The sequence below is a fragment of the Pseudoalteromonas sp. A41-2 genome (assembly GCF_015767615.1).
GTDB classification, from domain to species: domain Bacteria; phylum Pseudomonadota; class Gammaproteobacteria; order Enterobacterales; family Alteromonadaceae; genus Pseudoalteromonas; species Pseudoalteromonas lipolytica.
In genome coordinates this window covers 487,366-502,340 of the sequence record NZ_CP065231.1, presented here as the reverse complement: position 1 = coordinate 502,340, position 14,975 = coordinate 487,366, and the positions used below count along the sequence as shown (strand labels likewise).

The 14,975-nt window shown below is 44.6% G+C and carries 13 protein-coding genes; all 13 read right to left on the bottom strand.

What is annotated here, in order from left to right; genetic code table 11:
- Window position 1 precedes the first annotated feature (1 nt).
- The 13 genes from ftsA to rsmH are packed head-to-tail and all read right to left on the bottom strand — an operon-like array spanning window position 2 to window position 14,958.
- Window positions 2-1,234 carry a cell division protein FtsA gene (gene ftsA, locus IT970_RS02450; protein ID WP_036971185.1) on the bottom strand — a complete coding sequence of 411 codons (1,233 nt, stop codon included), beginning with the start codon at window positions 1,232-1,234 and terminating at the stop codon, window positions 2-4.
- Window positions 1,231-2,010, bottom strand: coding sequence for a cell division protein FtsQ/DivIB (locus IT970_RS02445; RefSeq protein WP_065978161.1), 780 nt, complete (start codon window positions 2,008-2,010; stop codon window positions 1,231-1,233). The genes ftsA and IT970_RS02445 overlap by 4 nt, the downstream gene beginning before the upstream one ends.
- 1 nt (window position 2,011) lies before the next feature.
- Window positions 2,012-2,932, bottom strand: a complete 921-nt coding sequence (locus IT970_RS02440) for a D-alanine--D-alanine ligase (RefSeq protein ID WP_074988827.1) — start codon at window positions 2,930-2,932, stop codon at window positions 2,012-2,014.
- Window positions 2,929-4,365: a UDP-N-acetylmuramate--L-alanine ligase gene (murC, locus tag IT970_RS02435; protein ID WP_206770699.1), complete on the bottom strand. Its 1,437-nt coding sequence runs from the start codon at window positions 4,363-4,365 to the stop codon at window positions 2,929-2,931. The genes IT970_RS02440 and murC overlap by 4 nt, the downstream gene beginning before the upstream one ends.
- Before the next feature lie 14 nt (window positions 4,366-4,379).
- A complete protein-coding gene (gene murG / locus IT970_RS02430) occupies window positions 4,380-5,456 on the bottom strand; it encodes an undecaprenyldiphospho-muramoylpentapeptide beta-N-acetylglucosaminyltransferase (RefSeq protein ID WP_118843978.1) in 1,077 nt (358 codons plus the stop codon).
- On the bottom strand, window positions 5,453-6,628 hold the full coding sequence (gene ftsW / locus IT970_RS02425; RefSeq protein ID WP_036971195.1) for a cell division protein FtsW: 1,176 nt from the start codon (window positions 6,626-6,628) through the stop codon (window positions 5,453-5,455). The genes murG and ftsW overlap by 4 nt, the downstream gene beginning before the upstream one ends.
- Window positions 6,625-7,950, bottom strand: a complete 1,326-nt coding sequence (gene murD / locus IT970_RS02420; RefSeq protein ID WP_118843977.1) for a UDP-N-acetylmuramoyl-L-alanine--D-glutamate ligase — start codon at window positions 7,948-7,950, stop codon at window positions 6,625-6,627. Before murD ends, ftsW begins: the two co-directional genes overlap by 4 nt.
- The gene (gene mraY / locus IT970_RS02415) at window positions 7,951-9,033 is read right to left on the bottom strand and encodes a phospho-N-acetylmuramoyl-pentapeptide-transferase (protein WP_036971198.1); all 1,083 of its coding nucleotides are present in this window, start codon (window positions 9,031-9,033) and stop codon (window positions 7,951-7,953) included. It abuts the gene before it with no gap.
- Window positions 9,027-10,415, bottom strand: a complete 1,389-nt coding sequence (locus tag IT970_RS02410; protein ID WP_118843976.1) for a UDP-N-acetylmuramoyl-tripeptide--D-alanyl-D-alanine ligase — start codon at window positions 10,413-10,415, stop codon at window positions 9,027-9,029. Before IT970_RS02410 ends, mraY begins: the two co-directional genes overlap by 7 nt.
- Window positions 10,412-11,890: a UDP-N-acetylmuramoyl-L-alanyl-D-glutamate--2,6-diaminopimelate ligase gene (gene murE / locus IT970_RS02405; protein ID WP_118843975.1), complete on the bottom strand. Its 1,479-nt coding sequence runs from the start codon at window positions 11,888-11,890 to the stop codon at window positions 10,412-10,414. The genes IT970_RS02410 and murE overlap by 4 nt, the downstream gene beginning before the upstream one ends.
- Window positions 11,883-13,700: a penicillin-binding transpeptidase domain-containing protein gene (locus IT970_RS02400; protein WP_036971205.1), complete on the bottom strand. Its 1,818-nt coding sequence runs from the start codon at window positions 13,698-13,700 to the stop codon at window positions 11,883-11,885. The genes murE and IT970_RS02400 overlap by 8 nt, the downstream gene beginning before the upstream one ends.
- The gene (gene ftsL / locus IT970_RS02395) at window positions 13,697-14,023 is read right to left on the bottom strand and encodes a cell division protein FtsL (RefSeq protein WP_036971208.1); all 327 of its coding nucleotides are present in this window, start codon (window positions 14,021-14,023) and stop codon (window positions 13,697-13,699) included. The genes IT970_RS02400 and ftsL overlap by 4 nt, the downstream gene beginning before the upstream one ends.
- Entirely contained in the window at window positions 14,023-14,958 is a 936-nt protein-coding gene (gene rsmH / locus IT970_RS02390) for a 16S rRNA (cytosine(1402)-N(4))-methyltransferase RsmH (RefSeq protein WP_036971210.1), read from the bottom strand. The genes ftsL and rsmH overlap by 1 nt, the downstream gene beginning before the upstream one ends.
- Window positions 14,959-14,975 lie beyond the last annotated feature (17 nt).

The window sequence follows — 14,975 nt, the reverse complement described above, 5'->3', positions numbered from 1 at the left end:
TTTAAAACTCACCTTGGAACCACTTCGTAATACGGTTCCACCAATTATTATCACCTTCAGCTTTCGATTTTTGTGCATTCATCGATTGCATAGTACGGCCGTATTGTAACAAACCAACCGCGGTCGCGTACGAAGGATCATCCACATAATCTGTCAAACCAACAATCCCGATTGGTTTGCCAATTCTGACTGGCATTTGGAAAATGTCTTCTGCCACTTCCATTGCCCCTGTCATTTTTGCTGTTCCGCCAGTGATGACGAGACCCGCAGCAATTTGGTCTTCTAAACCTGAGCGGCGTATTTCTTCCATAGCCAGCTCAAATAATTCTCTAAAACGCGGCTCAACAACCTCAGATAAGGTATGACGAGACATAATACGCGCAGGTCGCCCACCCACACTTGGCACTTCAATCGTGTCTTCGTTGCTCGCCATTTGGCTGCTTGCACAGGCATATTGTACTTTGAGTGACTCTGCATGTGATATAGGTGTTCTAAATATTTTTGCAATATCACCCGTTACTTGATTACCCGCAACAGGAATAACGGCTGAGTGACGAAGCGCACCATTAATATAAATGGTGATATCCATTGTACCGCCACCAATATCCAGCACCGCTACCCCTAACTCTTTTTCATCATCAGTCAGTACGGAATAACATGACGCTAATGCAGTAAAGATAAGTTGGTCCACTTCAAGACCACATCGCTCTACACATTTTTCAATATTTTTTGCCATGTCGTTTGAGCAAGTAATAATGTGGGCTCGCGCTTCCATTCTCACGCCACTCATACCCAATGGGTTTTTAATGCCTTCTTGCATATCAATGCTGTATTCTTGCGGTAATGCATGCAGCATTTTGCGCTCTGCCGAAATTGGCACTGAACGCGCAATATGAATCACATTTTCAATGTCTTCATCTGTCACCTCGGTGTTGTTAATAGCAACCACACCGCTTTCATTCTGACACTGAATATGCTTACCAGAAATACCTAAGTACACTGAACTAATGCGGCAATCGGCCATCAGTTCTGCTTCGTCAATAGCACGACGAATCGATTCAGAAACAAGGTTAAGGTCGTTTACGCCACCTTTATCCATACCATGCGATACCTGGCTGCCTACCCCCACAATACTGAGCTTATTATCTGCGGTGATTTCACCAACGGTGGCCACTACTTTTGAGGTGCCAACGTCTAATCCAATCACTAGGTTTCTTTCTGCTGACTTAGTCATGCCTTACTCTTATTTTCTAATTGTTCTTCTTGAAGTGGCTTCCAGCTCACTGCAAGACCGGTATCGTACCGTAAATCAACAACATCAATTTGTGCATCTGCACGTTGTTCCATGCGCGGATAAACGTCAATAAAACGTTGTACACGCTTCGCTTTTTCTTTGCGGCCTAAATTCAGGCGTATGCCGTTATCAAGCCATAACTGCCACGAAAAACGCTCAGAGAGCGCTAAACTTGTCAGCTCTAAATCATTCACCCTTAGCATTGCTTGAAACTGACGAAAAGCCGTCCAAGCTTCTATTTCACTGCCTTCAGGGCCATATAGCTGCGGTAGCGTATCAGGTAATTTATCACTACTTGCTTGGAACACTTCCCCTGATTGATTCAAGAGTAAATCACTGTTCCAATGGGCTACCGCTTGGTGCTCAACCACATACACTTGTAAGGTATCTGGCCACTGTTTTCTTACCGATGCCGTTGCGACCCATGGCAGACTTTGTACCAAGCGTTGCACATGTTTGACATCCAATTCAAAAAAACTCGATAAGTCGGCTTTTTTTATCGCACTAATAATTGCTTTTTCATCAGTGTATTGAGGCTGTCCAAGCACTGATAAATGCTTAATTTGCGCATCTTTGTTTTCAACCAACCAATCAGACACCCCTGTGGTAATCTTTACTAAAGAAAAAATGACCACCAGAAAAAAGCTCACACCAAAAATCAGCGACCAATTAAGTTGCTGTTTTAACTGTTGCGCTTTCTTCAAAAAAGGATGCATATTAAAGTGTTTGCTCCAGAATGCGAACAACTAATTGTTCAAAACTTGCACCATTGGCTTTAGCCGCCATTGGCACCAACGACTTTTCGGTCATGCCTGGGACTGTATTCACTTCTAATAAGTAAAAATTCCCCTGTTCATCACGCATTGCATCAACACGCCCCCAGCCACTCGCGCCAACCAAATCAAAGGCTTTAAGAGCCATATCTTGCAATAATTGTGTTTCTTGCTGAGATAAATCTGCAGGGCAATGGTACTGCGTGGTATTTGATTGATACTTAGCCTGATAGTCGTAAAAACCATTCGGTGTTGTCATTTCAATAACAGGCTGAACATCTTGACCTAAAACAGCAACGGTAAATTCACGACCCGTAATCCATTGCTCTACGAGTACTTGGCTGTCAAATTTAAAGGCCGCATTTAAAGCGGCATCTAACTGCTCAGCCGTATGCGCTTCAGCCATACCAATGCTTGACCCTTCATGTGATGGCTTAACCATCACCTTACCAAATTCATTTATGATTGCTTGGCTATCAAACTCATGGCGGCTATCAACAACGGTGTAAGGTGCTGTGCTTAAACCCATTGCTTTAAATAAATGCTTACAACGCACTTTATCCATAGCCAATGCAGAGCCCAATACATCACTGCCAGTATAAGGAAGTCCCATAAATTCAAGCGCACCTTGAATCGTACCATCTTCACCGCCTCGGCCATGAAGTGCGATAAATACTCGTTCAATATTGCGCTCTTTTAATTGCCAAAGAGGCTGTTCTTTAGGATCAAATGCGATGGCATCAACGCCAACACTCTGCAATGCGTTCAATACGGCTTGGCCCGATTTAAGCGAGACTTCTCGTTCAGCTGATGTACCGCCAAAAAGAACTGCTACTTTGCCAAATTTGTCGCTTGTCTGGCTCATACATTTACCTGCTTAAGTTGTTCAATAGACAAGTTGCTTGCTGCTAACTTTTTCACTAATTGGCCTATGTTACCAGCGCCTTGCGTTAAAACTAAATCATTATCTTGCATTACATCAGCAAGCACACCTGCAAGCTCTGCACTGCTTGCTACATGCAATGGCTCTTTGCCGCGTTGGCGTAAACTACGACATAAACTCTTACTGTCAGCACCGACTATGGGCTCTTCACCTGCAGCATAAACATCAAGCAGTAATAACTGATCGACATCGGCAAGTACTTTAACGAAATCTTCGTATAAATCTCGAGTACGGCTATAACGATGCGGTTGGTATACCATGACTAACCGTTTATCTGGCCAGCCTTCACGTACAGCAGCAATGGTTGCGGCCACTTCAGATGGGTGATGCCCATAATCATCGACTAACATCACATTACCGCGTTCATTTTCAAATGTGCCGTAATGTTGAAAACGACGGCCTACACCTTCAAATTTTACCAGCGCTTCTAAAATTGCATTATTTGCAATATTTTGATCTTTTGCCACCGCAATCGCAGCGGTTGCATTTAATGCATTGTGCTTGCCTGGCATATTCAAGCTAACAGCTAAGCTTTCACCGTGTTTATTCACTACATTGAATGAACAGGTATTGGCTGTCTGGCTAAAATCAACCATGCGGTAATCAGCATCGGCCGATTCACCGTAGGTGATCACTGGGCGACCAAAACGAGGAATAAGCTCTGCAGCCACCTCAGAATCTATGCAAACAACCGCTAAACCGTAAAATGGCAAGTTATGAATAAAGTCGACATAGGTGTCTTTCATTTTCTCAAAACTGCCACCATAGGTATCCATATGATCTTCTTCGATATTTGTGATCACCGACACCATCGGCTGTAAGTGTAAAAACGACGCATCACTCTCATCGGCTTCGGCAATTAAAAAATCACTTTTCCCAACCTTTGCATTACTACCCGCACTGTTTAGCAAGCCGCCAATAATAAAAGTGGGATCAAGCCCTGCTTGTGCATAAATGCTCGCAATTAAACTTGTCGTCGTGGTTTTACCATGTGTTCCAGCCACGGCAATGCCATGACGAAAGCGCATTAATTCTGCAAGCATCTCTGCACGGCGAACAATCGGAATACGCGCCGCTTTTGCTGCTTTAATTTCTGGGTTTTGATCGTTAATCGCACTTGATACCACGACCACGCTGGCATCTTTGACATTATTTTCATCATGCCCGATAAACACTTCTGCGCCGACATGAATCAAGCGTTCTGTCATGGCACTGTGTGCGATATCTGAGCCGGTAATACGGTAGCCTTCAAAAGCAAGTACTTCGGCAATGCCACCCATCCCTGCGCCACCAATACCAATAAAGTGGATGGTGTCAATTCGACGCATCGCAGGACGAGTGCTGTTTTCTTTCATCGTGCTTTCTTTCACTACTTATCTCTTCTATTTGCTAGCTGCTCACAGCACTTCGCAACATTGGCTGTGGCATCTAAAATGGCAAGCTGTTTCGCTTTACTTGCCATAGTTGAAATTTTTTCTGGTGCGTTTAAGTAAGGTGATAACACATTCACAACCGCACCTTTTGTAAACTCACTTTGCGGCATCAGCAAAGCGGCTTGCGCGGCGACTAAATACCCTGCATTAGCCGTTTGATGGTCATCCACTGCATGTGGAAACGGCACAAATAGAGCCATTCGACCCGCCGCAGCGATTTCACTTACTGTCAATGCACCAGCACGGCAAATTACCAAATCGGCCCATTGATAAGCGCTATCCATATCATCAATAAATTCAGTCACTTTGCTAAAATCAGCTAACCCTAACTGTTGATAGCTCGCGGTGACATTAGGTTCATTATTTTTACCCGTTTGGTGCCATATATTAAGCGTTGTTTGCGCTGAAAGCTCACTGAATACAGCCGGTAAAGTCTGATTCAATACTTGCGCCCCCAGCGAACCACCAACCACTAGCACATTAATCGGCGTTTGCGTTTGCTTAGCCGTTACCGTCGCAACACTAGCGCGCACTGGGTTACCAACGATTTCACACTGCCCTTTAGCAAAAGCCGAAGGAAAAGCAGCCAAAACCTTATTCGCACACTTTGCTAACCAACGGTTACTCATACCTGCCACTGCATTCTGTTCATGAATAACCAGAGGGATCCCTAAGCTTTTTGCGGCAATTCCTGTTGGGCCTGTCACATAGCCGCCCATGGCGAGTACGACATCAGGCTTTTGCGCTTTTAAAATTTTACGCGCCTGCAAAATGGCATTTATCACCATAAAAGGGGCTTTAATCAAGCGCTTTATACCATTACCGCGCACACCTTTTACGTTAATAAAGTCAATTTCAATATTGTGTTTGGGCACAACATTGGCTTCCATTCTATCGGGTGTTCCAATCCAGCTTACCTGCCAACCTTGCTGCTTTAAAAAATCTGCAACCGCAATGCCAGGGAAAATATGCCCACCGGTGCCACCAGCAACTACAAGTAATTTTTTACTCATCGTTTGCCTCCGCGTGAGGTAGCTTGCTTTGTCGCCATTTTGGTTTCAAAATCAATTCGCAAAAGTACACCTGTTGCGATGGTCATAATTAATAAACTAGAACCACCGTACGAAATAAACGGCAAGGTTAAGCCTTTGGTCGGTAAGATCCCCGCACTTGCGCCGACATTTACCATGGTTTGAAAGGCAAACCAAATACCAATCGCAAAGGCAAAATAACCTTCATACTCTTTACCGCACTTCAACGCTTTTTGACCAATAAGCAAGGCTCTAAAAACAAATATTGCAAGCACCACTAAAATACTTAACACCCCAAAAAACCCTAACTCTTCACCTATAACAGCGAAGATAAAGTCATTGTGTGCTTCGGGAAGGTACTGTAGCTTTTGCACACTATTACCTAAGCCTTGGCCAAACCAGCCACCTTGACTGTATGCCATTAGCGACTGTACTAATTGGTAACCTTTTCCGAACGGGTCTTCCCAAGGTTCAAGAAAGCCTGTAACACGTGCCATACGATAAGGTTCAGCAATAATCAGCACGACTACCGCAGCAATCCCCGTTAATATAAGACCAAAGAATTGCCATAGTTTTGCACCCGCTAGAAAGAGCAAGCCCACCGTCGTAACAAACAGAACCACTACGGTGCCTAAGTCAGGCTGCATCAATATCAATAAAGCATACACACCAAACACGGCTAACGGCTTAAAGAAGCCTTTCAGGTTTTCTTGTACTTCTGCGCGCTTACGCACTAAATAGCCAGCAATATAACTAAAAAAATACAGCTTAGCGGCTTCTGCTACCTGAAAACCAATGGGTCCCACTGGTATCCAGCGCTTTGCACCATTGACCTCACGACCAACTATCAATACCAGTACCAGTAAAGCTAAGCCCAGCAAGAGTAAATAAGGGTTACTGCGTTTCCACCAATCCATTGGGACATTGGTGGCTATCCAGAATAGAAAAAAGCCCATAATTAAGAACATGCTATGGCGAATAATGATGTGATAAGGATTATCAAATAAACGCTCAGCGGTGGGCATCGATGCACTGGTCACCATCACAAAGCCAACCCCAATCAACATCAACATGCAATACATCAACGGCACATCATAAAGTTGTGCAGATTGTTTAGGTGTAAGCGCGTCACGAATATCAGCAAATGCAATCATACTGCCTCCGCCAATACGCACTGGGTAAAGTCATCCCCACGCTGCATATAGTTGTTATACATATCTATGCTGGCACAAGCGGGGGCAAGTAATACGATATCGCCCTGATCACTCAGCTGTTTTGCAAGTAGCACTGCTTCATGCATGTTGTTAGTAAGGTGGCCTTTATCTGAAAGCGCCACTAATGCTTTTGCATCTTTACCAAAGCAGACCAAGGCTTTTACTTTGTCGTTCAAATACGGTTTTAGGGCATCTAAATCAGCCCCCTTCGCATCGCCACCGGCAATAACAACTAATTGCTTTGCTTGATCGGCTAGGCTTTCAATTGCGGCGATAGTCGCGCCAACATTCGTTGCTTTTGAGTCATTAAAATACTTTACACCACTAATTTCAGCGACAAACTGACACCGGTGCGCAAGTCCAGTAAAGGCACTAAATGCTTGCAGATAGTGCTCGGCTGTGATTTCAAATGGGCTTAATAACGCCATCACTGCCAATGCATTTTGTTGATTATGCGAACCCACAACATTTAAGCTGCTTACAGGTAACAGAGGCTTACCTTGTGCTGCAAAATATTGTTCACCCTGTTGATCAACTAAAGAGTAATCGGCATTACGAAGTGCAAAGCTTAACTGCGGCTGCTTTGCAGTGTGTGTTGCCGCATCAATGGCATTCACAACACAAAGCGCTGCGCCATTATAGATACGTTGCTTCGAGTCGATATAAGCTTGATAGCTTGGGTAGCGATCTAAATGATCTTCACTCACATTGAGTACACACGCACTGTGTGCTTTTAAGCTCTGGGTGGTATCAAGCTGAAAACTTGATAACTCAAGCACAAAAACATCGTAGTCATGCGCTAATAAATCAAGTACAGCCGTGCCTATATTGCCGCCAAGGCCCACTTTATAACCCGCAGCTTTGAGTACCTCAAATGCCAGCGTCACCACGGTTGATTTTCCGTTTGACCCCGTCACTGCCACAATAGGCTTATCTGTTGAGCGCGCGAAGAGCTCAACATCGCCAATCACTTCTACCCCCGCAGCCATTGCTTTTGCGACTGCTGGCGTTGTTAAACTAAGCCCAGGGCTGATAATAATGATGTCGGTATTGCTAAGCGCTGCATTATCTAAATCACCAAAGTGGGTAACCAGCTCACTCGAATGCTCAGCTAGCCAATCAGCACCTGGCGGCTGCTCTCGGCTATCCACAACCTTTGGCTGAATATTCTGAGACAATAAAAAACGCACAATGCCCAGACCGGTTACACCGAGTCCGAGCACTGTTATGTGTTTATTTTTAATCTCGTTAATTACTGTCATTTACCTGATCTTCAATGTCGCAAGGCCCGCAAGCACGAGCACAATCGAAATAATCCAAAAGCGCACAATCACACGTGGTTCTGGCCATCCCTTTAACTCATAATGGTGATGAATAGGCGCCATTCTAAAAATGCGCTGCCCACGTAACTTATATGAACCGACTTGTAAAATTACCGATAAAGCTTCCATCACAAACACACCGCCCATAATAATGAGCACTAATTCTTGGCGAACTAATACCGCAATAATGCCCAGTGCGCCGCCAAGCGCAAGCGAGCCCACATCGCCCATAAATACTTGTGCTGGGTAAGTGTTAAACCATAAGAAACCAAGCCCTGCCCCCACAATCGCAGTGCACACTACAACCAGTTCGCTTGCCAGCGGTAAATGAGGAATATGTAAGTAGCTAGAGAAATTCACGTTACCCGTTAAATAAGCAATAATGGCCAGAGCCGACGCGACTAAAATAGTCGGAACAATTGCTAAACCGTCAAGCCCATCCGTAAGGTTTACCGCGTTAGATGTGCCGACAATAACAAAGTAAGTCATGACGATATAAAACAAGCCAAGTTGTGGCAGTACATCTTTAAAAAACGGCACTACTAACGATGTTTCAGTGCCTTGCTGCGCAGTAAAATAAAGTGCGCTTGCCACAACTAAGGCGATCACTGACTGCCAAAAGTACTTCCACTTAGCGATGAGACCTTTGGGGTCTTTACGAATTACTTTACGGTAGTCATCAATAAAGCCCACTACGCCTAATGATCCCACAACAAATAACGTTGCCCACACATATTTATTTGATAAATCAGCCCACAACAGCGTACTGGTAAAAATCGCACCAAGAATCAAAATTCCGCCCATAGTAGGCGTGCCTTTTTTAGACAGATGAGATTCCGGACCATCATGGCGAACCACTTGACCAATCTGCATTTTTTGTAAACCGCGAATAAGCTTAGGGCCATAATAAAGTGAAATAAGTAAGGCGGTTAAAATACCTAAAATCGCTCGCAGCGTCAGGTATGAAAACACATTAAAGCCGCTGTAATACTGTGTTAAATACTCTGCCAACCACACTAACATGACGTTACCCCATTGTTGCCATCTTGCTGGCTGTTAACTAAATCTGCTACCACAAGTTCCATACGAGAACTTCGCGATCCTTTCACTACAATGGTGGTCTTTTGCTGAGATTCAGCGAGCACACTTTGTAATTGTTGTAATAATTGCTCACGGCTTGAGAAATGACGATTTGGCTTTTCAAAAACATCACTGGCCGACTTACTCAATACGCCAAGGCTGTAAAGTTCATCAATGCCCTTTTGCTGAGCATACTCACCCACTTGTTGGTGATAAAAACGTGCTTCTTCACCAAGTTCGCCCATATCACCCAAGGCGAAAATACGGCGTCCGGGCATATCGCTCAATAAATCAATGGCTGCTTTAACTGACTGCACATTTGCGTTGTAAGTATCATCAATTACCGTTAGCTTATCTGATACTTTCAGTACGTTAACACGTCCCTTTACTTCGCCCATGGATGCAAGCGCAGTTGCAATACTGTCTAAACTCACACCTAATTCAGTGGTTAACGCGGTAGCGATAAGCGCATTAGCAATATTGTGCTTACCAGGCAAAGCAAGCGTTACAGGGACTTTGTGCTCTGTTGTACACAGCATAAATGAAGCGCGCGCTTGTTCATCAAGCACTATATCTTCAGCCCAATAATCTAACTGTTGTGTGGTAGAAAAACGCTTTACTGTTCGGTGAGTCAGTTTATCTAACCAATAATCAGCAAAGTCGCTATCACAATTAACAATGGCAACCCCATCCGGTTTTAAGCCATCGTAAATTTCACCCTTCGCTGTCGCTACGCCTTGTAACGAGCCAAAACCTTCTAAGTGCGACGCGGCAACATTACACACAACAGCCACATCTGGTTTTGTCATGGCAACAGTGTAAGCAATCTCACCAATATGATTAGCACCCAATTCAATCACGGCATATTCATGCTGAGGCTCAAGGCACAACAATGTTAGCGGCACACCAATATCGTTATTAAAGTTGCCTTTAGTCGAGAGCACTTCACCGTGGCCTGACAGAATTGCTGCACACATTTCTTTTACGGTCGTTTTACCAACACTGCCTGTTATTGCGATGGTTTTTGGTGAGACTTCTGCCATCACCGCCGCCCCAATATGACCCAGCGCAATGCGAGTATCTGCGACAACAAACTGCACAATATCAACGTTAACAGGGCGCGCAACAATGGCTGCAATCGCCCCTTTTTCTTTTGCTTGCGCTACAAATTTATGGCCATCAAAGTTAGGCCCTTGTAATGCTAAAAATACTTCACCCTCGCACAGTGTGCGTGTGTCGGTATTTATATTTTTCACTTTGTGATTACCACCGCGGTAATCGGTTGCTAGAACCTGTGCTAGCCAATCAAAATCCATCGGGATCATAACTGCGCCCCTTGCGATTTTTCTTTTAGTTGTTGTTGTACATATTGGCGGTCGCAGAAGTCGATACGCTGATCGCCAATAATTTGATAGTCTTCATGGCCTTTGCCTGCAATAAGAATCACATCATCGGCATTTGCTTGCTCTATTGCATAACTAATTGCACGAGCACGGTCTGCTTCGCAGTGCGCGCGCTCTGGGTGCTCAAGTCCTGCGACCACGTCAGCAATAATTGCATTTGGGTCTTCACTGCGTGGGTTATCGCTGGTGACGATAATACGATCAGCATTACCTTCAGCCGCTTTTGCCATCATTGGACGCTTGCCTTTATCGCGGTCACCGCCACAGCCAAACACACAGCTCACGCCCCCGGGGACATGCTTTTGTAAAGCCTGCAATGCCAGTGCAAGTGCATCTGGTGTATGTGCATAGTCAACAATACAAGTTGGTTGACCCGGTGCGCTAAACGCTTGCATGCGCCCAGCAACCGGTTGCAATGATTTACATGCGTCTACTAACTGTGAAAGCGGGTAACCCATACCTAATAGCGTGGCCATTGCTGCTGCTAGGTTATAGAGGTTAAATTCACCAAATAATGCAGATTGCACCTCAGCGTGACCCCAGCTTGTTTCGAACGTTGCCGAAATACCGGTGTTGCTATAAACGACATCGCTAAAATAGACATAGCGTGCGCCTTTCGGTGCTAAATTTTTATGGCCATAACAAATTAGGTTATTGAAGTCGTACTTTTCTAACCACTGTTCGACTTGTGCATCGTCTTGATTAAGCACAACAGTTTCTGGATTATGATCACGCAGCAACATCAATTTGGCATCGCCATACGCATCCATTGTGCCATGATAATCTAAGTGATCACGCGACAAATTGGTAAAAACGGCGGCTTTAAACTGACAATGATCAACGCGCTGTTGCACCAGACCATGCGATGAAACTTCCATTGCAACCACATTCATGTGTTGATCACGTAGTTCAGATAAAATACGTTGTAAATCAACACTTGATGGAGTGGTATTGGCTAAGGGTGTTAGCTGTTCAGGGTGACCATAACCCAGCGTACCAATAACCGCTGCAGATTTATGGCATTGCTGCGCTAAATGCGCGATCATTGCCGTCGTTGTTGATTTGCCATTGGTGCCTGTTACGCCCACTAAATCTAACTCAGCAGAGGGCTGTTGGTAGAATGCAGCAGCGAGTGCTGGCAGCTTTTTAGCTAAATCAGACACTAAGTAAAGTGGTTCGAAATGACTTTCAAACTCACATAAGCGATCAGCAATCACAGCAACCGCACCACTTTCAATGGCTTTCTTTATAAACTGGCCGCCATCAAGCTGATGGCCTTTAATTGCCACAAATACATCACCGGGATGAACATCGCGACTATCTAGACGCAGTTGATTGACTAATAAAGAATTAGCCTCCACGTCAATATGATTAAGAATGGGTTTTAAATCACGCATCGTTATCTTTGCCTTCCACGTACGCAACCGCATCTTTGTCCGGTGCGACGTTTAAAATTCTTAAGGCATTGGAGACAATCTCTGCAAATGCAGGACCTGCCGTCGCTCCGCCATAATAAACATCTCCACCCGGTTCATTTATCATTACCACAACAGCTAAACGAGGATTGCTGGCTGGCGCTATACCTGCAAAATAACCGACATATTCGTCACCATAACCACCCACAGCGGCCTTTTTAGAGGTCCCTGTTTTACCCGCTGCACGGTAGCCATCTACGTGAACTTTTTGTGCCGTACCGCCTTTTTCAAATACACTTTCCATCATGTGAACAACGGCTTCAACATCCTTTTGTTGAAAAACACGCTCGCCTTCAGGAATTGAATCTTGCTTCAGCACAGTCAAAGGACGCATAACGCCACCCGACCCTAACATGGCATAAAAACGCGCCATTTGTGCCGTGCTTACCGCTAAGTTATAACCAAACGATAAAGCGGCAATTTCGTGATCAGACCAACGACGGTGTGGATAAAATAAGCCACTACTTTCACCGACCATTCCGGTGCCGCTGTCACTGCCAAAGCCAACTTTTTCATAAAGGCCCACAAAATAGTCTTTCGGTACGGTTTGGCTGACCTTCGTCACACCCATATTACTTGAGTACTTTAAGATTTCTCTTAAGCTCATTTCGCCGTGATTACGCGTGTCTTGTACTAAGCTCCCGCCAACGCGCATCCAGCCTGGGTAAGTATCAATAATTTCATCCGGTTGGATTGAGCCGTAGTCTAAACCAGCCAAAATGGCTAGTGGCTTAACAGTCGAACCCGGTTCAAACAAATCGGTAATGGCACGGTTACGGCGTTTGTGTGGTGCTGCGTCTGATAAATTATTCGGGTTGAATGAAGGGCTATTAACCATTGCCAGTACTTCACCGGTTTTTACATCTACGACCATAGCCGAGCCCGATGTTGCTTTGTAAGATAATACGGCTGACTTCACCGCTTTATAAGCAATGGCTTGAATACGTTGATCAATACTTAAATGGATATTCTCTGGTTCTACACGCTCACGCTCATCAAGTACTTCAACTTCGCGGCCTTGGGCATCTTTACGAATAGTACGCTGGCCTTCAACACCGGTTAGTTGTTGTTCGTATAGTTTTTCGATTCCTTCGATTCCATGACCGTCGATATTCGTAAAACCAATCACGTGCGCAGTCACTTCGCCAGCAGGATAATAACGTTTTGATTCGTCGAGTAAATGAATACCAGGCAAACGTAAATCACCAATATAATTAGCAACCGCAGGCGTTACCTGACGCTTTAAATATACAAATCGGCGTTTCGGATTATCGCGCAGGCGCGCATTGATTTTAGTTGGCTCAATACGCAGTACATCCGCCAGCTCACGCCAACGAATATCATTGCTGTAATAAGCGGCAATGCGTCTATTTAATTCTGCGGTGTTCTCTGCCAGTGCATTTTGATCTTCACCATTTTTACGCGCTTGGCGAAGCACTTTGCTGACCAACGATTTATGCAATGCTTTGGGGTCTGCATACACACTAACCACAGGCACACTTACCGCCAGCTCTTTGCCATTGCGATCAAAGATCATACCGCGTTGTACATGTTGTTTTTCAACACGTACTGTGCGTTTATCACTTTCTGAACGCGCTTTGTCTGGTTCAATTACTTGCAAAAATGCGGCACGCGCTACCAGCGTCATAAAGACTAAAAATACAACCGAGCACACCAGCATAAAGCGCCATGTGATCAAGGTATTAGTTGGCTTTTTCCTTCTGCTTATCATTGCAGTATTACCACCTTTTCGTCTTGGCTGGTTGGCCGTTTCATTTCTAATTGCATGGTTGCAACTTCTTCGATACGTGCATGCTGTGAATAAAACTCTTCTTCTACCAACAAGTAGCGCCATTCAAGGTCTAGTTCATCACGCTCTTGCAATAACTTATCTTGTTCTATTAACTGTTGACGAGCTAAGTGAGTTACCTGCACGACACTCAAGCTCGATGCGAGAATCACAACCAACAAGGCCAAGGTCAGCTTATTAGCTCCTAGGCCTTTGAAAATCTCTAAAAATAAATTTGGTTGGCGATGTGTCGCTTTTGCTTTCATTACAACCTCTGTGCAACCCTTAGCACCGAGCTGCGCGAACGAGGATTTAATTCAATTTCTTCCTTGCTCGGCTTAATGGCTTTACCCACTGCTTTTAACGTCAGGTTTTTATTTATTTGTGCATCTGTTAAAGGCAGACCTCTGGGTATCGCCTCTCCCTTACTCTGTTTCTTAATAAACTGCTTAACAATACGATCTTCGAGTGAGTGGAACGAAATAACCACCAGCCGTCCACCCGGCTTTAATACTTCAACAGCAGCTTGAAGCGCCGTTTGAATTTCTTCGAGCTCACTGTTGATATAAATTCGAATCGCCTGAAAGGTGCGTGTTGCAGGGTGCTTATGTTTATCTTTTACTGGCACGGCTTGATCAACTAAATCAGCCAATTGTTTGGTACTCGTAATCGGTGTGTGCTCGCGAGTTTCAATAATTTTATGAGCAATACGACGACCAAATTTTTCTTCACCAAAGGTTTTGATCACATGGGTAATGTCTTCAAGTTCCGCTTCGGCTAACCACTGTGCAGCACTGCGACCACTGGTTGGGTCCATGCGCATATCAAGCGGGCCATCTTTCATGAAACTAAAACCGCGTTCTGCATCGTCTAGTTGAGGTGATGACACACCAATGTCTAATAAAATGCCATCGACTTTACCAATTAAGTCATTGTCTTCCGCCACCGTTTTTAAATTAGAAAAACGGGTATGAGCAATTGAAAAACGGGCATCATCAGCAAATTTTTCGGCAGCTTTAATAGCTTGCGGATCTTGGTCGATTGCTTGTAAGCGACCGTGATCATTTAGACGCGCTAAAATTTGTCCTGAGTGTCCACCGCGACCAAATGTGCCATCCATGTAAATACCTTCGGGCTTTATGTCCAAAGCATTTATGGTTTCTTCCATCAGTACAGAGACATGTTCAAATTGCGCTGTCATTAGCTATTTTTTGCCTT

What these genes read in the sequence shown, in the direction of transcription:
- IT970_RS02440 (WP_074988827.1), bottom strand. Translation starts at nt 2,932, where the DNA reads ATGAGCCAGACAAGCGACAAATTTGGCAAAGTAGCAGTTCTTTTTGGC.
- mraY (WP_036971198.1), bottom strand. Translation starts at nt 9,033, where the DNA reads ATGTTAGTGTGGTTGGCAGAGTATTTAACACAGTATTACAGCGGCTTT.
- ftsW (WP_036971195.1), bottom strand. Translation starts at nt 6,628, where the DNA reads ATGATTGCATTTGCTGATATTCGTGACGCGCTTACACCTAAACAATCT.
- murG (WP_118843978.1), bottom strand. Translation starts at nt 5,456, where the DNA reads ATGAGTAAAAAATTACTTGTAGTTGCTGGTGGCACCGGTGGGCATATT.
- rsmH (WP_036971210.1), bottom strand. Translation starts at nt 14,958, where the DNA reads ATGACAGCGCAATTTGAACATGTCTCTGTACTGATGGAAGAAACCATA.
- IT970_RS02410 (WP_118843976.1), bottom strand. Translation starts at nt 10,415, where the DNA reads ATGATCCCGATGGATTTTGATTGGCTAGCACAGGTTCTAGCAACCGAT.
- ftsA (WP_036971185.1), bottom strand. Translation starts at nt 1,234, where the DNA reads ATGACTAAGTCAGCAGAAAGAAACCTAGTGATTGGATTAGACGTTGGC.
- IT970_RS02445 (WP_065978161.1), bottom strand. Translation starts at nt 2,010, where the DNA reads ATGCATCCTTTTTTGAAGAAAGCGCAACAGTTAAAACAGCAACTTAAT.
- murD (WP_118843977.1), bottom strand. Translation starts at nt 7,950, where the DNA reads ATGACAGTAATTAACGAGATTAAAAATAAACACATAACAGTGCTCGGA.
- ftsL (WP_036971208.1), bottom strand. Translation starts at nt 14,023, where the DNA reads ATGAAAGCAAAAGCGACACATCGCCAACCAAATTTATTTTTAGAGATT.
- IT970_RS02400 (WP_036971205.1), bottom strand. Translation starts at nt 13,700, where the DNA reads ATGATAAGCAGAAGGAAAAAGCCAACTAATACCTTGATCACATGGCGC.
- murC (WP_206770699.1), bottom strand. Translation starts at nt 4,365, where the DNA reads ATGAAAGAAAACAGCACTCGTCCTGCGATGCGTCGAATTGACACCATC.
- murE (WP_118843975.1), bottom strand. Translation starts at nt 11,890, where the DNA reads ATGCGTGATTTAAAACCCATTCTTAATCATATTGACGTGGAGGCTAAT.